Raw genomic sequence first — 26,522 nt, 5'->3', positions numbered from 1 at the left:
TCCGGCTGTGGGATCCGGAAATCACGCGGTACATGGGTTATCGAGAAGTCAAAAAGATTATCGAGGCCCGAACCGCTAGGTACCGTGATGCCATTAGCTCCGGGGGAACTTACTGGCCCTCAAGAGGCTTCAACTGGATGCAGCCGACTTTGGAAAAAGCCGCGCGGACTCTGGTGAAGTGCGGAAAGAAATCCGAAAACACATCGAGTAATTTCGAGTAACTTTTTCGGAACAGATAAAAATGAGAAAGCCATTGCGGTTCGGTCGTTCGATTGAGGGCGGTCTGCGTGCTTTTGCGGTGCCGGTCGTCTGCGTCGCAGCGGCCTTCACCTTGGGTGCTTTCGAGCCGCTTTCGCAGAGAACTCCGACGACGGCGCAGGCTGCCGCTTCGGTCGAACGGACGGTTGCCGAGACCAATTTTGCGAGCGGCGTCGAGACGCTTTTTTCATACGCAACGGGGACGCTTTCGGTGGCCGCGCTTGAGCCCGGTCGCCGCTATGACAGGAGCGGCCGCTATCAGGGACGCGTGACGGAGGACGGGCGCATCTACGACAGAAGCGGGCGCTACCAAGGCCGCGTGACCGAGGACGGACGCGCCTACGACCGCAGCGGGCGCTACCAGGGCAAGCAAACCGAGGACGGCCGCTACTACGATCGAAGCGGTCGCTACCAGGGAAAAGAAACGGATGACGGGCGCTTCTACGATCGCAGCGGTCGGTATCAGGGGCGAAAGACCGAAGACGGTCGCTACTACGACAGGAGCGGCCGCTACCAAGGCCGCGTGAGAGAGTAGTCAGTCGTCTGACGACGCCGGCGGATCGGTCGGAAGAGGTCGCCCGCGTTTGAAAAATGCGCCGCGCCGGACGAAACCGGTGCGGCGTTTTGGCTGGCAGTGCTCGACGCGAATCAGAAGATGTGGTCGAACATCGACTTGGCGGGATACCCCACCGACTGCACGGCGGCGACGGTTTCCGTGGGTTTCAGGTGCAGTTTTTTCCCGAGTTCTTCGGCGAGAAAGCCCGTGCGCGGCACGCTTGCGAGCTTCATCGCCGCCGCAGCAAGCGCCACGGCCTGCATCTTGAGGCCGACGTCGATGTGCGTTGAGCGCACGCGAGCTTCTTCGAGCCGCTCCTCCGTCCAGTCCGAGCGCTTGGCTTTGTCTACGATGACTGAGGCAAGCTTCATCACGAGGTCCTGCGTTCGCTCGAAGTTCGTCACGTAGACCAAGATGACTGGCGGCAGCGCCGCAAGCGGCATTTCAACAAGGTAGGTTTCGCCTCGGATGTCGTCGGGCGAACAAAAGATCAGGCCGTTACGCTCGGGTACCCAGCGCCAGATGCCGTTGGGCTTCAAGACGTAGATTTCCGTTTCGCGCCAATTGAAGGCCGAGGGCGTCGTGCGTTTACCGTTCGAACGGTTGATGCCGTCGGCAGCGTAGAGGAGGTTTGCGAGCAACGGATCCGGCAACGGCTCGTTGCTGAAGTTGCGCTCAGAGCGGCGTGCGGCGAGCGCGTCGCCAAGCGGCATCATGAGGCCTGCGGGCGCCGGAAGGGCCCGAAAGACTTCGCCGTCGTTTTTGCGGGGACCGAATCGGCGTTCGATTTCCGATTTCAGTTCGTCGAAGTGGTCTTCGAGTTCGCTGCCGATCTCGGCGAGCTTGGCCTGAAACTTCTTTTTGATGGACACGGTGAGCCTCGAGAAAAATAGGTGTGTACGCCGAAATTTCTGCCGTTTCTTGGGGCGCAGCGCCACATAGGCCGCCTTCGCCTCGTAAAATCAACGGATTCGGAAAGAATAACGGATTTGGCCGTTGAAGAGCCCTCGCCCGTGATGGGGGCGCTCCGGCCTAAAAACAAAGTATTGCGCCGTACGCTTGCGTGCGGCGCGCGCCCCAAAGAAGATGAGCGAAAGACTGAAACGGGACAACGAGGCGGCCGAGGCCGTCTTCACGCTGCGCGTGCCGCTCGATCGTGCCGATGCGGTCGAAGGACTCCTTGCGAGTCTGCTGGCGGCGATGGCGCTCGACGGCCCGATCAATCTCGCAGCCGCCGCGTTGGCGGCAGGAAACGATTCGGCAGCTGAAGACGCGGCGCTTGAGAGCGGCGCTCTCGGCGCTGCCACCCCTGCAGTACCGCCGCCCGCACCTGCCGCCGCACCTTCACCCTATTCGGCGCCGACGGGGGCTGCCGGCATCTCGGATCTTTCGGGAACTTCGCCCTATGCGGATCCTCGCTATCGGGCGCTGCGTCAGCCGAGTCTCTGGGGGGCACAGCCCTATCCGTATCCGAATGCTTACGGCATGCAGGGGCTGCAGCCGGCGGAATTCGCGCAGCCCGTACCGACAGCGCAGGCGCCGCAGCAGCTTCGGCCGATGCAGCCGCTTGCGGCGTCGCCCGCTGCGGGCATGCAGTCTGCGTATCCTGCGGGGGCCTATTCCCCTGCTCCGCCCGAAAACGGCGCCGCGGGCCTCACGCCCGGCGCTTTCTTGCGTCAGCTTCGCCGCGAGCGCGGGCTCACTCAGCGTGCGCTCGCCGACGTGGCGCAGACGTCGCAGTCTCGCATTTCCGACTATGAGTCGGGTGTCCGCCCCATTCCGGCCAATGTTGCACAGGCGATCTCGCGATTTTTCGGCGTGCCGATTGCCGGACTTCTCGATTAAAGCACGCAAAAGGAAAGCGCCTTGCCGAGGATGCTCGCAAGGCGCTTAACCGATTTGCTGCGAAAGCGCTTGATGCCGTCGCCCGAAGCCACTTCAATTCGGACGACGGCAACAGTTTCGTCAGTGCTTGTAGTCTTCGCAGTGGATGCGCGGCTCGATGACGCCGATTTCAAGAAGTGCAGCCTTCACCGATTCCATGAATTCCTTCGGTCCCGCAAGCCAGAAGTCCGCATCCGGATCCTGGCAGAAGAAGCGGATGCGCTCAGCGCTGATGCGGCCCTGCGCGTCGTAGTCGCGCCCGATCACGTCGCCTTCGAGCGGGCTCGTGAAGAAGACAGCCTTCGCGCCGTGCGGCAGCCCCTTCATGATCGAGTCGACTTCGCTCTTCAAGGGGTAGCGTGCGCTGTTGGCGGCTGAATAAAGGAAATGAAGCTCTCTGAGCGGGTTTTCGGTCGAGAGCGCGCTCAGAAGCGGTACGACGCCCGCAATGCAGATACCGGCGGCGATGATGACGACGGGGTGTTCTTCCTTGAAGTTGAAAGTGAATTCGCCAAAGGGCTCGGAAAGCTCGATCGTTTCGCCCACTTTGAGAAGACGATGCAAGCGCGCTTCGGTTGAGGTTTCGTCTACCTGGTTGCGCCCGCTCACATATTTCACGGTGAGGCGCAGGAGACCCGCGTCCGGCGCCGAGGAAACAGGGAAGCTTGCCGGGCCGAATTCGCCCGTCGACGGGAAATTGGCCTTCACATAGACATACTGTCCGGGAAGGAGCCCTTCCATCGGTTTGCCGTCCTTGGCAAGCAGGTAGTAGGAATCGACGCCCGCGCATTCTTCAACGCGGTTCACGCATTCGTAAGTACGCCAGGAGGAGATCTTCAGTTCGGTTGTTGTCATTGTTGCCTTCCTTTGCGGCGCTTTGCGTCCGCTTGCCTGAACGGCCGATGCGGCTCGCGGAGAGACAGCGTTGCCTCGAGAAGGCTCGAACTGCGTCGGCGAGCGCGCTCGACCGACGATTGTTTCGGAGCGACAGATGAGAGCGGTTTCGCGCGCGTCCTCCGCCGACATCTTTCGGCATCGTGCGCGCCGCTTCTGCACCCCGTTTGGGATTGCTTCCCACAAATCCATTATAGGTCGGCGCGGGATTTCGGGCATCTCATTTAAGCGCAAAGTGCTTACGCCTTCCAAATATGACAATCAAGCTGATGAAACCCCCTAAGATATTTGCCTATCCACCTCGGGAGGGGGCAAAAGAGACGTTTTTTTTCCATCAATGAAATCGCTCTTTCTATTTGATGAAACGAGAAATTCTTTCGAATTAACCCGCCGGGATCGGTTGATCTAGTTCGTAAGAATTAACAGATGAATAGTTACAATTAGTTGCAATTAAGCTAGGGGAAACGAGGTGGTAAAACCCCTAAAGAGGAAAAATCGTTGATATACTTCCTCACATGTTCAGTGAAACGAACGAAACGATTTCGAATTGTTCGGTTCTAGTGAACGAGTTTCGGTTGACGCCGTCTGCCGAGGCGGATCGAGTTGCTCGATTCTGATGACGGCCTCACTGTCTGAAGTGTGTTTTTCTCCTTTTTGTGGTTGAAGAAAAACGCTGCCCATACGCGGCTGGTCCCCGCCGTACGAGCTTCCGAAAGGTGACAGGCGTTTTTCAAAATAGTGTCGGGCGCTCCGGCGCAAGGCACGAAAGCAATACGGATGTTGGTCGCATTCGTATAGCGTCTCCTCTTAACGGCGGTTCGGTTTCCTCCTTTTTCCGAACCGCCGTTTCCTTGTCTGCAGCTTTTGCACGATCTTTTCTCGACCGTCCTCCTCTGCTTTTCTTCTTCATTTCGGCGTGCTCGCGCGTGTCGGGCGAAGTGCGTTGTCGCGACGTGAAAGACGGCGCGTGCAGCCTCGAATCTGCGAAAATGCTCGACAGTTTTTCCTTTTCCGGCCCGTTCGAACCATGTTGCCGCGATTCGAGAATTTGCGACTGCCGAGCGCTTGCGTACCGCCGGACGGTACGCGCGAGAAGCGCCTGCGCCGCGTCTTCGCTGCACTTTCGGCTTCGGCGGCAGCGACTGGTATTGCGTTTTCGCTTTCCGGCTGCTCGGTCGTGCACATCAACGGCAGCCTTCGGACGACTGACGACGGCATATGCGTCGTGCGTCCCGAAAAAGTCACCGACCGAGTGCACGACATGCTTATCAAGCTGCTCGACAAAAAAGGCTTTGCCGTTGTCGAGTTGCCGCCGGGAGCGGATCCGGGCGCCTGTCCGCAGACGATTGTCTACAACTGGGCGGGCGAACAGTACTACGTGCCTGCGCTCGTGAAGCAGTACGCGATCAACATCGACCTCTACGTCAATGGCGAAAAGTACGCCAATGCGAGTTTCGATCCGTCGCGCAACCTGGTTTCAACGCACTCGCGCTACATCCCGTTCTCCCGCTATCTCGCTCGCATGCTCGATCGGCTCTTCCCCGGGCGAACCGAAATCGGTCGCTGACCGCACCGCTTTCTTTCTTTTTTTTCACGTCGGCAGCTTCAACTTCGACGCAAAGAAAAGGCGCCCGCACCGAATCGATGCGAACGCCTTTCGCCAAGCCAGCACGCAGCACGCTAACGCGTGCGCTCGATCAGCTCAGGCCGACAATGCGGCCGTCGACCACGTCGATCTGCATGGCGGCAGGGGCCTTGGGCAGACCGGGCATGCGCATGATCGCGCCTGTCGTGACGACGATGAAGCCCGCGCCTGCATTGAGAATGAGGCGCTGGACCGGCACGCGGAAGCCCTTCGGCGCGCCGAGCGCCTTGGCGTCGGCCGTAAGCGAGAAGGGTGTCTTCGCGATGCAGACGGGCAGACGGTCAAAGCCGAGGTCCTGCAGGCGCTTGAGATCCTTCTTGGCTGCATCGGAGAGGTCGGCGCCGGCGCCGCCGTAGACCTTCGTGACGATCGCGTCGATCTTTTCAAGGATCGGCTGCTCCGGTTCGTACGTATGAACGAGAGGCTTCGGATCGGCAGCGGCTTCGATGACGGCCTGCGCGAGTTCGATCGCGCCGTCGCCGCCCTTGGCAAAGCCGTCGCAGACGGCAAAGCGCACGCCGAGCTCGGCCGCACGCGCGCGGATCACTTCGATTTCGGCGTCTTCGTCCGTATGGAAGTGGTTGAGCGAAACGACGATGTTGGGCCCGAAGTGCTTGAGGTTTTCAATGTGTGCTTCGAGATTGCAGAGGCCGCGCTTCAAAGCCTCCATGTTGGGCTTGCCGATTTCCGGCAGCGCCACGCCGCCGTGCCACTTGAGGGCCTTCGTCGAGGTGACGAGCACGACCGCGGCGGGTTCGAGACCGGCCGCACGGCACTTGATGTTGAAGAACTTTTCGGCGCCGAGGTCCGAGCCGAAACCCGCTTCCGTTATGGCGTATTCGCCGAGCTTGAGCGCGGCGTAAGTGGCGGCCACCGAGTTGCAGCCGTGCGCGATGTTGGCGAAGGGGCCGCCGTGCACGAAGGCGAGGTTGCCTTCGATCGACTGCACGAGGTTGGGCTTCGTCGCTTCAAGGAGGAGCGCAAGGAGCGCGCCCGTCGCACCGAGCTCGGCGCAGGTATAGGCCGTGCCGTCGGTCTTGATGCCGAGCACGATGCGGTCGATGCGGCGGCGCAGGTCTTCCAGGTCGGTCGCCAGGCAGAGAATTGCCATCAGTTCGGAGGCGGCCGTGATGTCAAAGCCCGCTTCCGTCGGGATGCCGTTGGCCGGACCGCCGAGGCCCGAGACGATGTTGCGCAGCATGCGGTCGTTGACGTCCATCACGCGGCGCCAATAGATTTCGCGCAGCTGAACCTGGCCCTGGTGGCGCGCATTGTCAAGGAGCGCCGCGAGGAGGTTGTTGGCAGCCGTGATCGCGTGAAGGTCGCCCGTGAAGTGCAGGTTGATCGCTTCCATCGGCAGCACCTGGCTGTAGCCGCCGCCGGCGGCGCCGCCCTTCATGCCGAAAACGGGGCCGAGGGACGGTTCGCGCAGCGCGAGCACGGCGCGCTTGCCGACCTTCTTCATGCCCTGCGCGAGGGCGATGCTCGTCGTGGTCTTGCCCGAACCTGCAGGCATGCCGGACGTGGCCGTCACGAGAATGAGCTTGGCCGTCTTCTGGCGGGACGGATCGAGCGAAACCTTCGCCTTGTCGCGCCCGTAGGGCTCGAATTCGGCCTCGGTAAGGCCCGCGCTCGCGGCGAGTTCATTGATGGGGATGAGATGAGCCTGCTGGGCGATTTCGATGTCGCTGAGCATCGTGGTCTCCGTTCAATGGTAAAAAATGGGAATTCTTTACATTCGCCGGGTTGCCCGGGGTCTGAAACGCCGGGTGGCGGAGGGCTCGACCGGAAAGAGCGTCGCAGCTCCAAATGCGGCTCACGTCGGGAGCGCCTCAATCGAGTTGGCGTGGAGTATGCACCAAAAATAAAAACGACGCCGCTGTAAACAGTAACGGCGTCGTATTAGTCAAATCGGCGGAACATCCTGTAATTCGCTTCATTTGAAGATAATTGCACGAGAAGTCCGCCGATTTCGGTCGATTGCGCGGTTCGCGCCGGGTGCTGCGCTCAGAGCGGGTCGCCCGAGCGCAGCAGCAGACGCGCGATTTCGGCGGCGTTGTGCAGATCGAGCTTGCGGTAGGCGCTGCCGCGGTGAACCTGAACGGTCTTTTCGGAAATGCCGAATTCGGCGGCCACTTCCTTGTTGGAATAGCCCTGTGCAACCATGCGGATCACTTCGCGCTCACGCTGCGTGAGCTGCTCGAGGCGCGCCTTGAAGCCCGCGACTTCGGCCTGATCGCGGCGTGCGGCCTTGTTGCGCGCCACGGCCGCGTCAATCACTTCGAGGAGGCGGTCGTCCTTGACGGGCTTCTGCAGGAAGTCGACGGCACCGTTCTTGAGCGTGTTGACGGCCATGTCGATGTCGCCGTGGCCGGAAATGAAGATGATCGGGAGGTCGCAGCCGAGTTCCTTGAGCTTGTTCTGCAGTTCGAGCCCGGACATGTTGGGCATGCGGACGTCAAGGAGAATGGCGCCGTAGCGGCGGAAGTCGGCCGAAGCGAGGAAGCTCCCCGCGTCGGCATAGGTGACGACGTCGTAGGACTCGCCCGAAAGCAGAAATGCCCAGGAGCGGCGCACGGCATCATCGTCATCGATAACGCGGATCAGAGGCTTGTAATTCGTATTGTCCAAGTCGTTGAGCATGGCGCTTGTCGTTCCTGAATATGAGAGGAGGGATATGATTCTTTGCGGGCGATTGCGCTCGGGCGATTTTTTGGGTGGGGCATCAAAGTTCGCCGCCCTGTCGCCGCCGCCCGTTTTTGTTTGGCTTGAAGGATCATTGTATCCAAATTGCGTGGCACCGAGATTCGGCGGAAAACTGTCCTCGGGCAGTATTGGGTATAGCTCACAATGTTTTCGTGATCTCGAAACGGGCCCGCGCCCGGCAATCGTTCTGCAAAAAGACAAACTGCGTCTCTCTAAAGGTATATTTGAGAGAGAAGCAGGAAGGATGCTTTTTCGCCGCGCTGTCGCATGGATGGCGCGGCCGACCGCAAAAAGGCAGTCCGCAAAGCGGCAGGGACTGTCCTCCGAAGCTTGCCGCACGGAATTCCAGACATGAAGAAAAATCTACTCGCTGCGATTTTGGCTGCATCTCTTGTCGGCGTGCTCGCCGGCTGTTCTTCGCTGCCGGGCGGCGACGATGAGGCGCAGGCGACGGCCGCGGTGCCAGCGGACGAATCCAAGGAATTCAAGCCCGTCTCCTACGACCAGGTTTGTCTGCTGGAAAATTCGGCAGTGAAGAGCCCGAAGCTCGTTGAGGCCATTGAGGCCGGTCTCAAGCGTTCGGGCGCCGAGGTGAAGCGCCTTGAGCCCGGTACGAGTCCCAAGGCCTGCCCGTTCGTTCTGACGTACGAAGTTGCCGCGCAGAACGGCGTTATCACGGCTGTCGTGTTCCAGACGTTTGAAAACGGCATTCCCCGCATGCAGGCGAGCGGCAGTGCCCCGAAGGGGCGCGGCCTTACCGTTGCGATGGCTGCGGGCTATGCGCACGAACTTCTCGGCCGCTTGAAGGGTACCTACAAGCAGGCGCCTAAGCCCGCACAGCAGCCGGCTCAAGCGCCTGCTCAGGCGCCCGCCGCCAAAGCCAAGTAAAGAACGGGTAAAAAAAGCTTTTCATCTCGGACGCGCCCGCATCGGCGCGTCTACAATGCGTTCCGTACATCCAACAAGCGTTGGCGGTACTGGCGGGGTGCAGCGACTCCTTTTGTCGAAACACCCTGCCGGTTGAGAGAGTCGCTTCGAATCGGATCCGGGCAATGCCGGCGGCGAGAAACGCGGGATGGACGCATTGATGCCGTCAGGATTTTGGGCAACGGCTTTCGCCGGTACCCCGAAGCTGCGTGCGGGTACTTTCTGCACGTCGTGCCGGCGTGCACCTCGCGCTCTGCGTAGTTCATACGCGGCGTGTTCTGCGTCTTCTCTTTCTTATCTTGTTCGCTTCTTCGAGCGCGCAATCATCTGCGCAGCTTCGTTCGCCCTCTCCTCTTTTTTTGCCGGAAGTGCTCTTTCGCGTCGACGCCGGATGCTTCGTCTGGCAGTCCGGCCGCTTGCTTGCCGCCGGGCAAAAGAGCGGCCCGCGGCCGCGAGGAGATGAACATGGCAAAAACCGTTATTGCCGTAGCTGCGCTCAAGAGTGCCGAGAAGCACTCCGAAGGCGTTGCGGCTCTTGAGGCGCAAAGCGTAGACGCGGCGCTCGAGATGACGCTCCCGGGCGAGCGCGTCACAGTCGATTCGGAAGCGGGTGAACCCGTTGCGCTGCGCCGCATTGCAATGCATGCTGCGCCGGAAACCTTCGGCGGCGAAAAGCGGCCGGCTGTTTATGTGGCGGACCGCACGGGGCCCTTCGGTGTTGCGGGCCGCATGCAGGGGCGTGCAGCAGATGCTGCGCTGCCGCGAAAGCGTCTGCGTCCCGAGCCGGGGAGCGCTGAAGCAATGACGCAGCTCGAGAGCGCAAGGAGCGGGATCGTGACGCCCGAAATGGCGTATGCCGCAGCGCGTGAAAATGCCGCACGCGAACAGATGCGTGAAGAGGTGGCGGCGATCGGCAGCGACAAACTGACTCGCATTCTCGGTCCGGTCCTGAATGCACCGCTCTGGCGCGGCGAGGACATTCGGCGCTTGGTCGCCGAGCGCCGCGCCGTGATTCCGGCGAATTTCCACCACCCGGAAGTCGAGCCGATGGTGATCGGCCGTCACTTCACGACGAAGGTCAATGCCAATATCGGTACGTCTTCGAGTTCAAAGAAGCCCGGGGAAGAGCTCGAAAAGCTCCGTGCTTCGCTCTTTGCGGGTGCGGACACCGTGATGGATTTGTCAACCGGCCCGCAGATTCGGGAAACGCGCGAGATGCTTTTGCGCCGATCGCCCGTACCGCTCGGCACCGTTCCGATCTACGAAGCGCTCGAGCGCGTCGGCAAGCCCGAGGCGCTCGACTGGCAGGTGTTTCGAGATGTCATGTTCGAGCAGGCCGAGCAGGGCGTCGATTACATGACGATTCACGCGGGCGTGCTCGCCGAGCACGTCGCGCTCACGAAGCGTCGTCTGACAGGGATCGTTTCGCGCGGCGGCGGCATTCTTGCCGTCTGGATGAATCGCCATGCCAAGGAAAACTTCCTTTACGAGCATTTCGACGAGATTCTCGAGATTGCGCGCCGCTACGATGTGACGCTTTCTCTTGGCGATGGACTTCGCTCGGGCTCCATCTACGACGGCAACGATGCGGCGCAGTTCGCCGAACTTAAGACGCTCGGCGAACTCAATCGCCGCTCGGGAGAGGCGGGTGTGCAGGTGATGATCGAGGGGCCGGGGCACGTACCGCTCGCAGGGATCGCCGAGAATCAGCGGCTTGAAGACGATTGGTGCGAAGAGGCGCCCTTTTATACGCTCGGGCCGCTGCCCGCCGATATCGGCGCGGGCTACGACCACGTGACGGCTGCAATCGGCGGCGCGATCATCGCCTCAAAGGGCACGGCCATGCTCTGCTACGTGACGCCCAAGGAGCATTTGGGACTCCCCGATGCAGCGGACGTGCGCGAGGGGCTCGGGGTCTTTCGCATTGCCGCGCATGCGGCCGATATCGCTAAGGGCATTCCGGGTGCGATCCTTTTGGATCACATGATGAGTCTTGCGCGCTTTGAATTCCGCTGGCGCGATCAGTTTGCGCTCTCGGTTGATCCGGCGCGTGCGGAACGATTCCATGCGGCGGGGCTTGGCGGGACGGGTGCGCAGGAGGCGCACTTCTGCTCGATGTGCGGGCCGGGCTTTTGCCCGATGAAGCTCGCGCACGATCTTTTCGAGTAAAAGGCTCGGTCTTCGAGTGAAAGAAAGGTGCCGGGTCGGCTTTAGGTTCGCGACCGGCACCGTAAGCAAACAGCAACGCGTTCAAGCCGCGCGCTTGCTGCTGTCGTTGGCCGCACAGGAATCCTCAACGTACGGCAGGTCGAAGGGTGTTCGCACGATCTGGCCCTTCGTTTCCGTCGGCCAATAGGTGCGAATGATGTCGTCGATGCGCTCGCGCATCTCGTCGAGCGTCGCCTTCGAAAGCGCCTTGCTGCGATAGTAGGCCTCGAGTTTCTTCGCCTGCGGATAGGCAAGACTGCGCAGCGCGAACATGCGTTCGGTAAAGAGCAGTACCCCGAGGACCGGGCGTTGCGAATAGTCGGCCGCCACCTTAAGAATTTCAGTGGCCGCACTTTGCGGAATGCCGATTTCGAGCAAGCCGCTCATCCCGTTCGGTAGCGCTCGGCGGTCACGGACCTTAAGTTCGGCAATGATCGCGTAGTAGGGGGCGTGAATGAGGAGCGTCTTCATCGCATGGGCGAAAGTGTTGATGGGGCGGTTGGCCGCATCGGCGAGGCGGGTCTTCAAGACCCGGGCGGAGGTGTCGGACATGATCGCACTCGCTTCTTGTTGTTGTCGGGAAAGGACGTAGGGCAAAGTCGCTCGCGGTTCGTGGGGGCTTCGGGCCGAAATCGCTCGGGCGAAACTGCACTCCCTGCCGCCAGGAGGCGCCGGTTTTCGCTTGAGAGTATCGGCGGTCTTCAGACGCTATGCCGACATAAAAGATCGTTAATTGATCTTTCGTAAGGTGACGGCTTCGTTTCCTCTTTTTGATCTTTTATTCTTTAAGTCGCCTGTTTTCAGACGAATATCGTTAATTTCAAGCGTCGAATTTTTTGATGCAAAAGCGGCATCTTTTTTTAGAGGCGAAGCGCTCGAAGCGCGTCGCTGCGCGCTTCGGTGAAGGAGAAAGTTCTGACGAAAGCTCTCGAAAAGGAAACCGCAAAGCAGCTCTGCGCGTGATCCTCTTCTCGAGTGCGGCAATTTCGGTAGTTTGTTCTGTATACGGGATTGACGAACAAACTGATTTTTCTTCAGGTAATACCTTGATCCGACGACGTGGCGCGCGTGCATTCGAGCGCCCGATTGGGCTCGTCTATTTCGCCGAAACGTGTAGACTTCATGAGGACGTCGGTCCCGCGGGGATCGACGAGCGGTTTTCGATTTGACGGCACGAAAAGCACGACGCCTCATCGTGTTCATCCGTTTTCGTGCGCGTCCTGAACTGCGCCGGCCGGCTCGATGCCGCCGATCGTGCGGGCGCCTTTTCAAGCGTCTCGCGGTTTCGACGCCGAGAGTGCGTTCGTGTTCGATGCGAACGCTGGAAACGCAAGCGGCCGAAAACTATTCAAAGCGCGTGCGCAAGCTGCAGACCGGGGCTCGCGGAGCCTCGACGAATGCCTGATGTTCCAATACGCGCACGCTCTGATTAATGCGCAAAAAAGAGGTTTTTGAAATGAAGGTTACTCGTCTCTTTGCATCCGTCTGCGTTGCTGCCGGTCTCGCTGTGGGTCTTGCCGGGTGCGGCGACAAGGCGGCCGATGCGCCTCAGGCGCAGGCCGATAAGACGGCCGTGCTCTCGATCGGCGTTTCGCCCGTGCCGCACGCCGACATCATTCGCTTCGTCGAGCCGCAGCTGAAGGAACAGGGCGTCACGCTCAAGATCGTGGAATTCAGCGACTACGTGCAGCCCAACCTCGCGCTTGCCGAGAAGGAACTCGACGCGAATTTCTTCCAGCACAAGCCCTATCTCGACGAGTTCGCCAAGGAACACAAGCTTTCGCTGGAAAGCCTTGCGGCCGTTCACCTCGAACCGATGGGCGTTTACTCGAAGTCGCTCAAGAACGTTGCCGACACGCCCGAGGGCGCCAAGGTTGCGATCCCGAACGATCCGACCAACGGCGGCCGCGCGCTCAAGGTGCTTGAATCGGCGGGCCTCATCAAGCTGCGCCCCGAAGCGGGCATCCTCGCGACTAAGCAGGACATCGTCGACAATCCGAAGAAGCTCGAAGTGCTTGAAATTGAAGCTGCGCAGCTGCCGCGATCGCTCGACGACGTCGCGCTCGCCGTCATCAACTCGAATTACGCGCTCGGTGCGAACCTCAACCCGAAAACCGACGCCATCGCCATTGAGGCCAAGGATTCGCCTTATGCCAACATTGTGGCGATCCGTCAGGGTGACGCCAGTCGCGAAGATCTCCAGAAGCTCAAGGCCGCCCTCAACTCTGAAGCGCTCAAGAAGTTTATTGACGAGAAATATCAGGGTGCCATTCTCGCCGCCTTCTGATTCGTCGGTCCGGCGTGACAAAGTGCGCCGCCCAAGCTTTGCGGCGGCGCCTTCAAGAACCTCCGTTTGGGTTCGGACCCGCGGAGGTTTTTGCTTGGACGGGACTGGTCTTTCGTCGCATTGACGAGCGGCACAAGGCGCAAAAAAAGCCGGAAGCGGCAGTTGCTTCCGGCGCTCGTCGGCATTGATTGCGCCGCGATCAGAACGTCACCGTATCGGGGTGCAGTCCCGAGAAGGCCGCCTGCGGCAGACGGGTGAGTTCGTCGACCTCTTCAGGCGTGAGCTCGAAGTCGAAAATATCGAGGTTCTCACGCTGGTGCTGCAGCTCGGTAGCTTTCGGAATCGGCATGAGGCCGTTCTGCACAGCCCAGCGAAGGGCGACCTGCGCCGTCGTGACGCCGTGCGCTTCCGCGATGCGAAGCAGATGCGGGTGACGGATGAGGGCGCCGCGGCCGAGCGGACTCCAAGCCTGAACGCGCATGCCGCGCTCTTCGGAAAAGCGAACGGCGGCCGCCTGCGTGTAGCCCGGGTGGCATTCGAGTTGGTTGACCATCGGCGTGATCTTGGCGCGCGCCAAAAGCGGCACGAGGTGGTGCGGCAGAAAGTTTGCCACGCCGATCGCGCGAACGAGCCCGTCCTTATAAAGCTCTTCAAAAGCACGCCACGTACCCGCGTTCTGCGCCTGCCAGACCATCGGTTCGCCCTGCGAAGCCGGCCAGTGAATGAGCAGGAGATCGAGGTAATCGAGCTGCAGCTGCGTACGCACTTGCTCGAAAGCTTCCTTGGCACTTTCGTACGAGCGATGCGAGGCCCAGACCTTGCTCGTGATGAAGAACTCCGAGCGCGGAATGCCGGATTCGCGGATCGCTTCGCCCATCAGCACGGAGTTGTTGTAGATCTGCGCCGTGTCGAAGTGGCGGTAGCCGAGCTGAATAGCGGTCTGAATCGTGCTCTTGAAGTTTTCGTTGAGCGGAATCTGCCAGGTGCCGAAGCCGACGGTCGGCATTTCGACGCCGTTGGAGAGTTTGGTGAACTTCGTAAGAGACTTTGTCATTTCAGCTGGAGAAAAACCGGTGAAGATCCGGGACGTTCACCCGATATGGGAACCGTCCGAAAGATCAATTATCCGACCAATAGTAGATGAAAAATGATTTAGAAAATTTGACTTGGATCGTACTTTGCGCCGCTTTAGTGCGATGAAACCCGTATGGCGGTTCCGAGCGGATTGTTTTTTATCCGCGAGGTATCAGCGTAAGCATATGCGCTGTCTAGCTCGTTAAAATAAGCGCCTTCGAGTCGAAGGGCGCTGCTTCGTACTCTTTCTTTTCGCTGCAGCGATGGCCGCGTAGCGAGCGGCGCCTTCGGCATGAACACCGTTCAAAGGATCACATTCATGGACAGCGAACTTCTCACCGGTCTTCTTCTCGGTGCCTGCGCACTCGGCTTCGGTCTTGGTGCCGTTTGGCAATTCGCACGCAGAAAGCCGAAGACGGCCCGGCGTATCGAGCGTATCGGCGCGAGAACGACGGCGCCGAAGCAGCAGGCGCAGCCTGCCGCCGAAGAGAAAGTCGCGCCGCGAATGCCCGAGGTCGGCATGCATCGTCCTGCCATGCTTGCCATTACGAGCGTTTCGGGTGACCTCACGGCCGCGGAAGTCTTCATCCAGCGCGCGCACGAACTCGACGAGCCGCACTTTCGCGCCATGGAAATCGATCCGCACGATCTTGAAGCGGTTCAGAGCCTCTTCGAGCATGTCAATGCGCTCGCGTGGACGCCGGGAAGCGACCTTTCGCACAACGTCTTTGAAGTGACCTTCTCGCCCGTGATCGAGCGTGCGCTCGAGTCGGGCTTCCAGCCGCGCACGAATGCCGTCGCGAGCGACCTGCAGATCATCGGGGTAGACGAGCACGGGCTTGAGCTCGGCGAACCGATGGCGACAAGCGACTACGGCTGGGGCGCGCCCACTCGCATTCATTCGCTCTGGGGGCTTTTGAATCCGGCCGAGCATGAGCATCCGCTCGCAGCGGAACTGCGCTCGGAAATGGACCTTATCAAGTCGATGCTCCCGAAGGTGCAGCTTTTTGTGACGGCGCTCGAAGGGATGCAGTGGGAGCAGGAAATCGACGAACTCTTCGACCTCTCGCGCGACGTACGCCGTCTCGGGCTTGAAGAGGGCCGCGCGCAACAGCGCACGGACCGCGCCGATGACCTCGCCGCGAAGATGCGCGCGCACAATAAGCGCATCGACGAAGCGCTCGAAGCGCTCACGAACGGCATCCGTACGCTTCAGGACGCCGACGACGCACTCAACAAGGCCATCCCGCTCATGCACGAGCGCGAACTCGCCATCCTCTGCCTGCGCGCCATTGCGCTCATGCGCGTGATTTCGAGCGAAGACTACATGCACGGCATGCGCTGCTCTTCGCGCATTGCCGAGAACGTCAAGGCCTTCCCCGACGTGCATCCGCTCCTCAACCGTGCCCGTCAGGCTGCTTATGATGCGGCCGAAACGCGCAGCCGCGCGATGACACCCGCCGAACTCAAGCTCTTGGGCGACGTGAAAAAGGATGCCGACCATTTGGCCGAAGTGCACGATGAAGTGGTCGCCGAACTCAAAAAGAAAATGCACGAACTTCAGGAGGCGATCGACCGCTACCTCATCGTGCAGGGGCGTCCCCGCCGTCATGCGGTACGAATGGACGCCGACGGTCGCGTCGAAGCAGTGCTCGTGCTTGAGCATTGACTGAGTGCTTCGCTCGAACGCAAAACGGCGTGCAGCCGGCAGAAGTTGCCGCGGCTGCACGCCGTTTTTTGTTGCCTCCGATCGCTTTTAGTGGCGGTCGCTCTTAGGAATCGTGCTCACGATCTTGAGGCCGATCACAAGAACGAGAATGGCGCCCGAGGCGTAGAGCATGAGTTCGGGCGTGATGTGCTCGACGTCGACGACAAGGTATCGGGCGACCGCCACAATCGCGAGCGCAATGGGCGTATGAATCGGAATTTCACGCGTGCCGAGCCGCGACCCCTTCACCATCGACAGAATCTCGATATAGAGGAAGAGCATGAGGAGGCTGCCGATTTTGGCGCTGCCAGCGGCAAACATTTCGTAGACGGCGTGTCCGATCCCGAGGAGCGCCGCGGCGGCGATGGCGATAAGCGCGGCGCCTTGCGCGACGGAGAGAAAGGCGTTGAAGCGGTCGATGCCGCGCGGGTTTTCGGCGATCGGATTGGGTTCCATGTTGTCTTTCATGATTTCGAGAGCGTTGCGTCGAGATCGTTGATTGTGTGAAAGCTTGCGCGCGATCCGCATTCGTCAGCGGGCGCGCCCCCAGACGTCGGACCAGTCGCCCTGGAGTGCGCCCTTGGCGTAGTCAACGACACGGTTTTCAAAGAAGTTCGTGAGCGTTGCGCCGAGCATGCCGTCGACCCAGGGGAGCGGATTTTCTTCTACGCCGAAAATCCCCTTGAGGCCGAGCCCTTTGAGGCGGCGGTCGGCAATGTAGCGGATGTAGCTGCGCACTTCTTCGCGCGAGAGGCGGCGCATGGCGCTCACGCCAAAAGCGAGGTCAATGAAGCGGTCTTCAAGTTCGACCATCGTTTCGGCAATGCCGTAGATGCGCGCCTTGAGCGCATCCGTCCAGAGCGAGGGATTTTCGCGAATGAATTCGCGAAAGATCTTCGTCATGGACTCCGTGTGCAGCGTCTCGTCAGCGATTGACCAGGCGATGATCTGCCCCATGCCCTTCATCGTGCCGTTGCGCGTGAAGTTTAGGAGCATCACGAAGCTCGAAAAGAGCTGCATGCCTTCGGTGAAGGCAGAGAAGGCGGCGATCTGTGCGGCAAGATCGGCCTTGCCGCCGTTCTCTTCGGTCATGCGCTCGACGAAGTCGTGCTTGGCGGCCATGGCTTCGTACTCGAGAAACTCGTTGTAGATCGATTCCGGGAGTCCGAGCGTCTCGATCAGGTGTGAGTAGGCGGCGATGTGTACGGCTTCGCGCGCGGCGAAGGACGAGAGCATCATGCGCACTTCGGGCTGACGAAAGCGCGGCAGATAGCAGTTGACGTACGCGCCCGAGACGTCGATGTCGCCCTGCGTGAAAAAGCGCAGGATCTTCGTGAGAAACGAGCGCTCGTCGTCGGTGAGCTTCGTGCGGTAGTCCTTGACGTCCTCCATCATCGGCACTTCCGTCCAGAGCCAGTGCATCTGTTCGGACTGCATGAAGGCTTCGTAGGCCCACGGATAGGCAAAGGGCTTGAAGGTGTCTCGGCCTGCGAGCAGACCGCTCGCAGGGCGCAGAGCGCTCTGCGGTGCGCTCTCAAGGACGGGTTCGTTGGCTTCGGTCATCGTTCTGGCAAAAAAATCTGTGCGGTTGGTTCGGTAGGGGCTTTCTTTCGGCATCAGCCTTCGCAGGCAAGGCACCCCGTGTCGTCGGCGACGGCGCGCATGTCGATCTCGGGTTCTGCGGCGCGTACGCTCGCAAATGCCTCGGTCTGATTCGGCTGCGGCGAATCGACGTCAAGGCGGTTGCGTTCGGCCGCGACACCCACGCGGTCGGCCTTGCGAAGCTTGTCCGATCGGTTGTAGTAGAGCGATTTCAAGCCGCGCTTCCAGGCCGTGAAGTGGCAGGCGTGCAGATACGCGATCGAGACGTCGGGCCGGAAGAAGAGGTTGAGGCTCTGCCCCTGGTCGATATAGGGCTGTCGGTCGGCGGCAAGCTCCACGAGCCAGCGCTGATCGATTTCAAAAGCGGTTTTGAAAACCGCACGGATGTTTTCCGGAATGTCCTCTCTGTGCTGAATCGAGCCGTCGTGCGCGATGATGTCCGCCCAAACGGTATCCTTGTCGAGACCGAGCTCGGCGAGTTTGGTGCGCAGGAAGCGGTTCTTCAGAATGTAGGCGCCCGAAATCGTGTCTTGACGGTAAATGTTGGCGCGGTAGGGTTCGATCGAGGGACTCGTGCCGCCCATGATGAGCGAGCTGCTCGCGTTGGGGGCAACGGCATTCCAGTGCGAGAAGCGGCGCGCGACGCCCGCTTCAGCCGCATCCGGGCACGGACCGCGCTCCTCGCAAAGGAGCGAGTCGGCGCGGGCGCATTCGCTGCGGATGTGGCGGAACATGCGCATGTTGACGGACTTGGCGAGCGCGGACTCGAGCGGAATGCCCTTCTTTTGCAGGTACGCATGAAAGCCCATGGCGCCGAGCCCGACGGAGCGTTCGCGCTCGGCGGAGTATTTCGCGCGCGCAATGGTGTCGGGAGCGTGGTCGATAAAGTACTGCAGGACGTTGTCAAGAAATGCCATGGCATCCGGAATGAAGCGCGGGTCGCTCGACCACTCGTCGAAGTACTCGAGGTTCACGGAGGAGAGGCAGCAGACGGCCGTGCGGTTCTTCGCGGTCGGCAGGAAAATTTCCGTACAGAGATTCGAACCGTGGATCGAGAGGCCCTGCTTTTTAAGCCACTCGGGCAGCGCACGCTTTGCAGCATCGACGAAAACGAGATAGGGCTCGCCCGTATGCATGCGCATTTCGAGGATGCGCTGCCAGAGGTCGCGCGCGCGAATCGTTTCGACGACTTCGCCGTTGGCCGGGTTGACGAGCGGCCAGCTGTCGTCTGCGTCTGCGTCGCGCATCACGGCTTCGATTTTTTCCATGAAGGCGTCCGATATGTTGACGCCGTGGTGCAGATTGAGCGCTTTCAGGTTCTGGTCGCCCGTGGGTTTGCGCATCTCAACGAACGAAATGATGTCCGGGTGGTTCGCGTCGAGAAAGGCCGCGTAGGAGCCGCGGCGGGTCGAGCCCTGACGGTAGGCGAGGCACGCCGCATCGTAGACTTTGAGGTGCGGCATGACGCCCACGCTCTTTTCGTCGGCGCTGCGGATGCCGACATGAATGCCGACGCCACCCCCGAGCATGGAGAGCCAGTTGACTTCGGAGAGCGTGTCGACGAGCCCCTCGGCGCTGTCGTCCATATAGGCGAGAAAGCACGAAATGGGGAGTCCCTTCTTCGAGCGGCCGAAGGAGAGAATGGGCGTCGAAAACGAGAGCCAGTGGCGGCTCGCGTAGTCGTAGATGCGCTGCGCGTGCGCTTCGTCGGTGGCGAACTTTTCGGCAACATAGGCAAAGCGCTCCTGCGGGCTCTTTTCGTCCGGCCGCATGTAGCTTTCGCGAAGACGCATGAGACCGAGTTCGTCGAAAAGGGCGTCGCGGCTCGGATCGATTCGGACGGGCATCGAAACTCCTCGAAAAAAGGCGCCGGCTCGCTTCAATGGGGTGCTACGGCAACGATATGTCGTGCGTAGTGCGAGCCGTCATCACAAAATATAGATGGTCCTGAGAGATTATCTGCAAGAGTCGGCTTTGGCCAATAAAGTTTGTCTATTTGTTTGTTTCGATTCGTTTTCGCAATTGTTTTCTATGGTGTTCGCTGACGTTCGGTGCACTTGCCGCCGACAAATTGGAGCGAAGTCGTGCGTCAACAATGATCATGATCACGAGCCCGCGGAGGCTGTTTTCCGTCGTGCGGGAAGGTAATGTCAATGACGACTTGAGGTGCATCAATGTCGCTTGACGATGTTTTCGCTTTCACCGATCTATCGCCTCAATCGATAAAGCGTGCGGCATGAAAACGAACTGAGGCGGCTCGAAGCCGCTTGGGCGGGCGTCGTCTTTCGAAAACAAACACGGACGTGTTGAAAATAAAAAAGGATGGCGGCCGCCGGCCGTCACCCTGAAAACGAAAAGCTTTGTCGGCGTTTTCGTGAATGCTCGGACATCCGTGTTCGTCGTTGCAGTGAATGCCCGAACGAATCGGATCGCTCGAAAGATCGATTACGCGGCGTCGAGCCTCGAAACCAAGACGCCCGTCCGCACTCGAACGAAACCAAACAGAGCGTCGGATCCGCGCAGGTGAAGCGACGCGGTCCGACGCCTCGAAAGTTATTTGGCTGCCTTGATGAAGGCGTCCGCCGACTGACCGGCGATGCGGCCGAAGGTCACGATGTCGGCCTGCGCGTTGCCGCCCAGACGGTTGCCGCCGTGAACGCCGCCCGTCACTTCGCCAGCAGCGAAGAATCCCGGAATCGGTTTGCCGTTCGTACCGATCACTTCAGCCTTCGTGTTGATTTTTACGCCGCCCATCGTGTGGTGAACGGCCGGCTGAACCTTGACGGCCCAGTACGGCGCGCTCGTGAGCGGCTGCGGCATGTCGGGGCGCCCGAACTGGCTGTCCTTGCCCGCCTTCTGATCCTTGGCGTAGGTTGCGAACGTGGCCTTGAGCGCATCGGCCGGCACGTTCATGGCCTTGGCAAGTTCGTCCAAGTTCTTGCCCGTCACCGTGAGGCCGAGCTTGATGTAGCCGTCCATGAGTTTGGCCTTCTGGCGCGTGGCGTCATCCCAGATGACCCAAGCGAACTTGCCCGGCTGCTGGAGTTCGGCATTCGAAACGACGTCGCGCGTGAGGAGCTCGTTCGTGAAGCGCTTGCCTTCGGCGTTCACCAGAATGGCGCCGTCGCCGCGAACGCTTTCGCTGATGAGTTCGCCCGAGGGAGCGGCCGTCGGATGGGCCTGAATCTGTTCCATGTCGACCAAGGCGGCACCGACCTTTTCAGCCAGAAGAATGCCGTCGCCCGTGGCGCCCGGGTGGTTCGTCGTGGCGTAGCCCTTGAGCTTGGGTTGGTACTTCACGAGAAGTTCTTGGTTGGCACCGAAGCCGCCCGCGGCGAGAACGACCGTCTTGGCGTCGATCGTGTAGGTTTTGCCGTCCTTCGACTCAACCTTGACGCCGGCAACGGCGCCGTCCTTGCCCGTGAGGATGTCGACGGCCTTCGAGCGCGTGCGGATATCGATCTTGCGTTCCTTGGCGGCGTTGTAAAGGGTCTTCACGACAACCGGACCGATGGCGCTGCCGTCATGCGGACGGTGCGCACGCGGGTACTTCGCGCCGCCCGCGCGGCCGACGACGGAGAGGTCCGCGCCAAGCGAATCAAGCCAGGCAACGGAGTCCTTGGCGTGCGTCGTGAGCGTGCGAACGAGATCGGGGTTGTTGATGTTGTGGCCGCCCTTCATCGTGTCCTGATAGAACTGCTCGATCGTATCGGGAATGCCCGCCTTCTTCTGCTGTTCGGTTTCGGCGGCGTTGATGCCGCCTTCGGCGCGCGTCGTGTTGCCGCCGACCATCGTCATCTTTTCGAGTACGACGACCTTGTGGCCGAGGTCGTGCATCGTGACGGCAGCCGAGAGGCCCGCGCCGCCCGCGCCGATGATAACGGCGTCGACTGTTTCAGCACAGGCGCCGCCCATGGCGGTTGCGACGGCAGCGGCAACGAGCATCGGGGTGATCTTCATGGTTTTCTCTCCTTTCGTCACGAATCCGCTTCTGGGGATTCGGGTTGTTTTCATGTCGATGCCGGTCGAAAAGAAAGGTGGCCGGCAACAAACCAAGGCCGAAGTATGCTCGCGGTTTACCCGGGTGAGAAGCGAGCATTTCTCGAAAGAGCTTTGAGAAAACCTTGAAGCTTCAAAAGAAAACCTTGTCAATGCCTGTCCGTCCGAGCATTCGCACAATAGCTTGCAAAGTCTTGTGCGAGCGTGTATTCGGGTTTTCCTTTAGGATAGGCAAAGGCAAGAGGTCGTTCTGCCCATTCATCGAGAAGGTTGATGACAACTAAATCCTTTGCGCGCTCGGGCACGGAGAGAACGGCCGACTTCGGGACAACGGCAAGTCCTGCGCCCTGGGCTACGAAATCGATCAGCAGCCGGAAGCCCGGTACCTCTGCAATCGGTTCGAAGACGCTGCCGAGTTGGGCTGCACGCTCAATCATGGCACGCGTGATCGGCGCATTTTTCAAACACGACGCATAAGGAAAAGCGAGTGTCTCGGCGAATCGAACGGCTGCTCGATCTGCGAGAGGGTGTGAAGTCGGAACAATGACGACGTGACGATCGGTGAAGAGCGGCACCACTTCCACATCCGTTTCGCGACTCCGAAAGACGTTTTCAAGACCGAAAGCCAGGTCTGCATTGCCGTCCTCAATGGCCGCGAGCGCTTCATTGGATCGCAGCTCAAGGAATACAAGACGAACGCTTCTGCCCGCGAGAAAGCCAGCAGCCTGTGGTGCAATGATGGTCTGCAATCCCGTGCTGTTTGACGCAATGCGAAGCACTGTCCGCTCCTTTTCGTCGAATCCGGACATGGCCGTTTCAAGCTGAGCAGCACTTTTGAGGACATTCTGCGCGTGTCGCACGAGCATGTCGCCCGCAGGTGTCAATGCAAGTCCGCGAGCCTTGCGCGTGAAGAGTGTCGTGCCGAGCGATGTTTCAAGCTTCCTCAGCCTCAGACTGAGCGCAGAAGTCGTGAATGGAAGCGTTTGCGCCGCTGCCGTTAGACTTCTCGTACGCGCGAGCACGAGGAATATGTTGAGATCGTTGAGGTCGTAGCGAATCATGCTTGAAGTCCGGAATCTGCATCAAAAGCTTAGCGCTCGAAAAACAAAAAAGCCGCACAGTCAAAAAAAATCCGTGCGGCTTCTTTAGGCCGTCTTCCTGTCGGAAGAATGGCCAAGGCGTATCTAGTGCGATCAGGCGCCTTCACGCATGAAGACAAAGCGTCCGCCCACCATCGTTGCATCGACCTTCGTGCGGCGCAGCTCGGTCTTGGGCATCTCAAAGATGTTTTCCGAGAGGACGACAAGGTCGGCGTAGTAGCCCGGCAGGAGGCGGCCCTTGATGTCTTCTTCGAAGGTCGCGTAGGCGCTTTCCGTCGTGTAGGCATCAACCGCGTCGTAGATGTCGAGGCATTCTTCCGGATGGAAGCCGCCCGCGGGTTCGCCCTTGAGGTTCGAGCGGGTGACGGCGCAGTAGAGGTTGTCAATCGGATTCATGTCTTCGATCGGGGAGTCCGTGCCGAAGCTCATGTGGATGCCGAGCTTTTTCATCGTGCCGAAAGCGTAGGACGTAGCGGCAAGGTCCTTGCCGACGCGGTCTTCGACGATCGTCGTGTCGTAATGGAGGAAGATCGGCTGCACGAGCGCGAGGATGTGGTTTTTCGTGAATCGTTCGACGAGCGGACGGTCCGTGATCTGAACGTGAATGATGCCGAGGCGATTGGGATTCATGCCGTCCGTGCAGACGCGGTCGTAGGCATCGAGCACTTCTTCGACGGCTGCGTCGCCGATCGCGTGAATCGCAACGCCGCAGTTGTGTTCGACGGCGGTGCCGACGAGCGCGTCGAGCTGCTCGGGCGTCAAGGTCGAGATGCCGCGGGTTTCGGGCGCGTCATGATAGGGCTCGCGCATATAGGCCGTGCGGGCGCCGAGACTGCCGTCGACAAAGAGCTTCAGGGGGCCGAAGCGGTGGAAGGGCGTGCCGCTCTTCGTGACGTGGCCTTCGGCGAGGAACTCGCGGTATTCCTCGGGCTTGCTGAAGTAGGCCTGGTGGCTCACGCGCGTGACGGGATTGTCGGCCATGACGCGGTTGTAGGCTTCGAGCACCGTGCGCCAGGTCCCTTCGCGCAGGTCGCAGGTCTGCACGGACGTGACGCCCGTTTCCGCCGCGTGGCGCATGCCGGTACGGATCAGTTCGGCGCAGTCCTCGGCGCTGCGGTTGCGGAAAAGCGCCGTGAGCGGACCGCGGGCGTTCTCGGCAAAGATGCCGTTAAGTTCGCCGTTTTCGTCGTGCCCGATCGAGCCGCCTTCGGGTACGACCGTGTCGCGCGTAATCCCGGCGCGCTCTAGCGCGGCGGTGTTGGCGGTAAGCATGTGGCCGCAGGCACGCTCGAAAATGAGCGGGTATTCGGTCGTGATGTCGTCGAGGTCTGCGCGCGTGAGGAGACGGGCTTCATCGGTGAAATAGTCCTGGTTCCAGCCCATGCCGTGAAGAACAGTGCCTGGCGCCGGGCGGCGTTCTTCAATGTAGCGGCGGGCGATTTCCTTTACTTCACGGATGCTCGTGGCCTTGTGAAGGCGAATGTCGGTGAGCGCAATGCCCGTGTTGAAGAGGTGCTGATGCGAGTCGTTGAAGCCCGGGACGATCGTGCGGCCCTGTGCGTCGAAGACTTCCGCATCAGCGGGGGCGCGAGCGGCGATTTCTTCGTTCGTGCCGATCGCGGTAATGAAGCCGTCTTCGACAAGGAGCGCCTCTTCAAAGCGCCCGCGCTGAACATAGATGTTGGCGTTGCGGATAAGGGTAGCGGTCATGATGAATCTCTTTGGGTGTGTTTTGCTTTTGTTGGGGCAACGCGCCTGCCGCGTGCAGCGCTCTTAGGCAGAGCGGCGGCAGGCACGGATCTTTATTAGGCATCGAGGTCGGTCTTGCCTTCGCTGCGGCGAAGCTTTTCAACCGCTTCATGCTGACGGCGGAAGAAGACTTCGTAGATCCCGAGGCCGACGAGCGGAACGATGAGGCCGAGTGCAGCCGTGACCGGATCCTGGTAGATCGTGTTGATCACGAGGCAGGTCATGAAGGCGAGCACAAGGTAGATCGCGTACGGATAGCACCAGACCTTATAGGGGCGTTCCATCGTCGGGTACTTCTTGCGAAGCACGATTACGGAGAGGAACGTGAGACCGTGGAAGATGATGCCGCAGATGGCTACGAGGCTCGTAAGTTCCGAAAGCGTGCGCGAGCAGACGAGGATCATCGCCATGACGGCCGAGGCAACCTGCGCGTTGATCGGGGTGCGGTAGACCGGATGGAGCTTCGCAAGCGACGGGAAGAGGGCGCCGTCGCGGGCCATGGCGAAGTACATGCGCGGGAAGACCATGATGCAGCCGTTCAGGGAATTGAAGATGGCGAGAACCATGGCCGAGCCAACAATGATCATGCCGGCGGAACCGAAGAGCGACTGCGCGGCGGCCGTGCCGAGGTAGAAGTTGCCGTCGTTGACCATCGAGACGATCGTGTCGTAGGGCAGGACGCGGTAGACAGCGTAGTTAAAGAGCACGTAAAGGACGGCGACACCCAGGATCGAACCGATCAGCGCGAGCGGAATGTTGCGCTTCGGATCCTTGATTTCTTCGGCGATGTTGTTGAGGTTCGTCCAGCCTTCATACGCCCAGAGCGTCGCGAGAACGGCAAAGGCGATCATCGAGAGAATTGAGCCGATCGAGGGCGTTTCGGCGGGCATCGTGAAGAGGTCCGGGCTCTGTTCGCCCATGACGAGGCCGCAGACGAGAATGAGGATGATCGGGAGCATCTTGAGCACCATGAAGGTGTTCTGGAAGAAGCTGCCGAAGCGGATGCCGCGGATGTTGATCGCCGAGAGCAGAAGAATCGAGCCGAGCGCGACGGCCTTCTGTTCCATTTCCGAGAGCGGCGTCATCGAGCTGATGGCTGCGGCAAATGCAACGGCAAGCGCCGCAATCGAACCCGAGGACGAAAGGAAGAAATTCGTGAAGCCGCACATGAAGGCGACGCGCTGGCCGTAGGCTTCGCGAAGATAGACGTAGTAGCCGCCCGCTTTAGGCATCATCGCGCCGAGTTCGGCAAAGCAGATGCCCGAGAGCAGCGTGATCAGGCCGCCGATCGCCCAGACGAGGAGCGCCAGGCCGAGGCTCATGCCGGCGCGCTGCAGCACGATCGCGCCGATATAGAAAATGCCCGAGCCGATCATGATGCCGGCGAGCACGGAGATGCCGCCGAAGAGACCGACGTCGCGCTTGAGGGTGACGTGTTGGTTGGAATTGGAGGTGGACATTATTAACTCGCTCCCGAGTTTGTCGTTTTTTTTATGAATTTCAGGGTCAAAAAAAAGTTGCATCTATCGATGCAACTTTATGAAACGACAATCCCGGCATTCCGTCCCTGCCGGCGGCGCCGGCAAAAGATGTCGGACGCGCGGAGGGTCTTCATGCGAGTTACCACCGATAGCGCCTCTGGAGTCGGCAATGAGGCCGATCCAGGAGTCACCGATGTATTTCACCGGTGCCCAACGCTCGTCCGTACCCGGGCGGTCGTTTCGGCGGCTTGGCCTTTCATCGTCTTCATCGGGTGTCCCCTCGGACGAGTACTCTTCCGCGCCGCGCCTCTATCAACAACTTGTTTTCCGAGCTTGACTTTCGCACAAAATCGGCTGCCTGTCCAATTGAAAGCGCCGCTGAAAACAATCTTTTTGCCTTCGGCAAAGTGGATCAAATGTTTTGACTAGGTAATAACCCGCTGT

The 26,522-nt window shown here is 60.2% G+C and carries 22 protein-coding genes and 1 riboswitch; of the genes, 9 read left to right on the top strand and 13 right to left on the bottom strand.

Annotation, left to right across the window (positions count from 1 at the left end; translation table 11 throughout):
- On the top strand, positions 1–221 hold a 221-nt coding region (locus tag H6A60_RS06095; protein WP_205102519.1), incomplete at its 5' end, for a hypothetical protein.
- A 20-nt stretch (positions 222–241) separates the two neighbouring features.
- Positions 242–793 carry a hypothetical protein gene (locus H6A60_RS13740; RefSeq protein ID WP_239477617.1) on the top strand — a complete coding sequence of 184 codons (552 nt, stop codon included), beginning with the start codon at positions 242–244 and terminating at the stop codon, positions 791–793.
- 113 nt (positions 794–906) lie between these two features.
- Here H6A60_RS13740 and H6A60_RS06085 read toward each other — a convergent pair whose 3' ends face one another.
- A complete protein-coding gene (locus tag H6A60_RS06085) occupies positions 907–1,686 on the bottom strand; it encodes a nitroreductase family protein (protein ID WP_205102518.1) in 780 nt (259 codons plus the stop codon).
- A 214-nt stretch (positions 1,687–1,900) separates the two neighbouring features.
- On the opposite strand from H6A60_RS06085, the gene H6A60_RS06080 reads away from it, so the two are divergent.
- A complete protein-coding gene (locus H6A60_RS06080) occupies positions 1,901–2,659 on the top strand; it encodes a helix-turn-helix domain-containing protein (RefSeq protein WP_205102517.1) in 759 nt (252 codons plus the stop codon).
- A gap of 120 nt (positions 2,660–2,779) precedes the next feature.
- Here the strand turns inward: H6A60_RS06080 and H6A60_RS06075 are convergent, their stop codons facing one another.
- The gene (locus H6A60_RS06075) at positions 2,780–3,553 is read right to left on the bottom strand and encodes a ferredoxin reductase domain-containing protein (protein WP_205102516.1); all 774 of its coding nucleotides are present in this window, start codon (positions 3,551–3,553) and stop codon (positions 2,780–2,782) included.
- Positions 3,554–4,619: 1,066 nt separating this feature from the next.
- Between H6A60_RS06075 and H6A60_RS06070 the strand changes: the two genes are divergently transcribed.
- A complete protein-coding gene (locus H6A60_RS06070) occupies positions 4,620–5,159 on the top strand; it encodes a hypothetical protein (RefSeq protein WP_205102515.1) in 540 nt (179 codons plus the stop codon).
- Between the two features lie 130 nt (positions 5,160–5,289).
- Here H6A60_RS06070 and H6A60_RS06065 read toward each other — a convergent pair whose 3' ends face one another.
- Positions 5,290–6,933 (bottom strand): formate--tetrahydrofolate ligase, encoded by a 1,644-nt coding sequence (locus H6A60_RS06065; RefSeq protein ID WP_205102514.1) that lies wholly within the window; start codon positions 6,931–6,933, stop codon positions 5,290–5,292.
- A 311-nt stretch (positions 6,934–7,244) separates the two neighbouring features.
- Entirely contained in the window at positions 7,245–7,880 is a 636-nt protein-coding gene (locus tag H6A60_RS06060; protein WP_205102513.1) for a response regulator transcription factor, read from the bottom strand.
- Positions 7,881–8,294: 414 nt separating this feature from the next.
- Between H6A60_RS06060 and H6A60_RS06055 the strand changes: the two genes are divergently transcribed.
- Both H6A60_RS06055 and thiC read left to right on the top strand, forming a co-directional pair.
- On the top strand, positions 8,295–8,831 hold the full coding sequence (locus tag H6A60_RS06055; protein ID WP_205102512.1) for a hypothetical protein: 537 nt from the start codon (positions 8,295–8,297) through the stop codon (positions 8,829–8,831).
- Positions 8,832–9,335: 504 nt separating this feature from the next.
- On the top strand, positions 9,336–11,039 hold the full coding sequence (gene thiC / locus H6A60_RS06050; RefSeq protein ID WP_275114218.1) for a phosphomethylpyrimidine synthase ThiC: 1,704 nt from the start codon (positions 9,336–9,338) through the stop codon (positions 11,037–11,039).
- A gap of 81 nt (positions 11,040–11,120) precedes the next feature.
- On the opposite strand, the gene H6A60_RS06045 is transcribed toward thiC, so the two are convergent.
- Complete coding sequence (locus tag H6A60_RS06045) at positions 11,121–11,630, bottom strand: hypothetical protein (RefSeq protein WP_205102511.1); 510 nt, start codon at positions 11,628–11,630, stop codon at positions 11,121–11,123.
- Between the two features lie 287 nt (positions 11,631–11,917).
- Here H6A60_RS06045 and H6A60_RS06040 point away from each other — a divergent pair, with 287 nt between their 5' ends.
- On the top strand, positions 11,918–12,247 hold the full coding sequence (locus tag H6A60_RS06040) for a hypothetical protein (protein WP_205102510.1): 330 nt from the start codon (positions 11,918–11,920) through the stop codon (positions 12,245–12,247).
- A 287-nt stretch (positions 12,248–12,534) separates the two neighbouring features.
- On the top strand, positions 12,535–13,365 hold the full coding sequence (locus H6A60_RS06035; RefSeq protein WP_205102509.1) for a MetQ/NlpA family ABC transporter substrate-binding protein: 831 nt from the start codon (positions 12,535–12,537) through the stop codon (positions 13,363–13,365).
- A 199-nt stretch (positions 13,366–13,564) separates the two neighbouring features.
- Here the strand turns inward: H6A60_RS06035 and H6A60_RS06030 are convergent, their stop codons facing one another.
- Positions 13,565–14,419, bottom strand: coding sequence for an aldo/keto reductase (locus H6A60_RS06030; RefSeq protein WP_205102508.1), 855 nt, complete (start codon positions 14,417–14,419; stop codon positions 13,565–13,567).
- 339 nt (positions 14,420–14,758) lie between these two features.
- Here H6A60_RS06030 and H6A60_RS06025 point away from each other — a divergent pair, with 339 nt between their 5' ends.
- The gene (locus H6A60_RS06025) at positions 14,759–16,108 is read left to right on the top strand and encodes a hypothetical protein (RefSeq protein ID WP_205102507.1); all 1,350 of its coding nucleotides are present in this window, start codon (positions 14,759–14,761) and stop codon (positions 16,106–16,108) included.
- 87 nt (positions 16,109–16,195) lie between these two features.
- Here H6A60_RS06025 and H6A60_RS06020 read toward each other — a convergent pair whose 3' ends face one another.
- The 7 genes from H6A60_RS06020 to H6A60_RS05990 all read right to left on the bottom strand — a co-directional run bounded on the left by H6A60_RS06020 (position 16,196) and on the right by H6A60_RS05990 (position 26,057).
- Positions 16,196–16,615: a phosphate-starvation-inducible PsiE family protein gene (locus H6A60_RS06020; protein WP_239477616.1), complete on the bottom strand. Its 420-nt coding sequence runs from the start codon at positions 16,613–16,615 to the stop codon at positions 16,196–16,198.
- A 63-nt stretch (positions 16,616–16,678) separates the two neighbouring features.
- Positions 16,679–17,710, bottom strand: coding sequence for a ribonucleotide-diphosphate reductase subunit beta (locus H6A60_RS06015; RefSeq protein ID WP_205102529.1), 1,032 nt, complete (start codon positions 17,708–17,710; stop codon positions 16,679–16,681).
- Between the two features lie 53 nt (positions 17,711–17,763).
- Positions 17,764–19,596 (bottom strand): ribonucleoside-diphosphate reductase subunit alpha, encoded by a 1,833-nt coding sequence (locus tag H6A60_RS06010; protein ID WP_205102506.1) that lies wholly within the window; start codon positions 19,594–19,596, stop codon positions 17,764–17,766.
- Between the two features lie 706 nt (positions 19,597–20,302).
- Positions 20,303–21,709, bottom strand: coding sequence for a flavocytochrome c (locus H6A60_RS06005; RefSeq protein WP_205102505.1), 1,407 nt, complete (start codon positions 21,707–21,709; stop codon positions 20,303–20,305).
- 188 nt (positions 21,710–21,897) lie between these two features.
- Positions 21,898–22,809, bottom strand: coding sequence for a LysR family transcriptional regulator (locus H6A60_RS06000; RefSeq protein WP_205102504.1), 912 nt, complete (start codon positions 22,807–22,809; stop codon positions 21,898–21,900).
- Between the two features lie 132 nt (positions 22,810–22,941).
- Positions 22,942–24,558: an amidohydrolase gene (locus tag H6A60_RS05995; RefSeq protein ID WP_205102503.1), complete on the bottom strand. Its 1,617-nt coding sequence runs from the start codon at positions 24,556–24,558 to the stop codon at positions 22,942–22,944.
- Positions 24,559–24,653: 95 nt separating this feature from the next.
- On the bottom strand, positions 24,654–26,057 hold the full coding sequence (locus H6A60_RS05990; protein ID WP_205102502.1) for an APC family permease: 1,404 nt from the start codon (positions 26,055–26,057) through the stop codon (positions 24,654–24,656).
- Positions 26,058–26,219: 162 nt separating this feature from the next.
- Positions 26,220–26,398: riboswitch (Lysine riboswitch) on the bottom strand.
- Positions 26,399–26,522: the final 124 nt, after the last annotated feature.

Source organism: Sutterella massiliensis (genome assembly GCF_016899755.1).
Classification (GTDB): domain Bacteria; phylum Pseudomonadota; class Gammaproteobacteria; order Burkholderiales; family Burkholderiaceae_F; genus Sutterella; species Sutterella massiliensis.
This window is presented reverse-complemented; position numbering and strand designations above follow the sequence as displayed.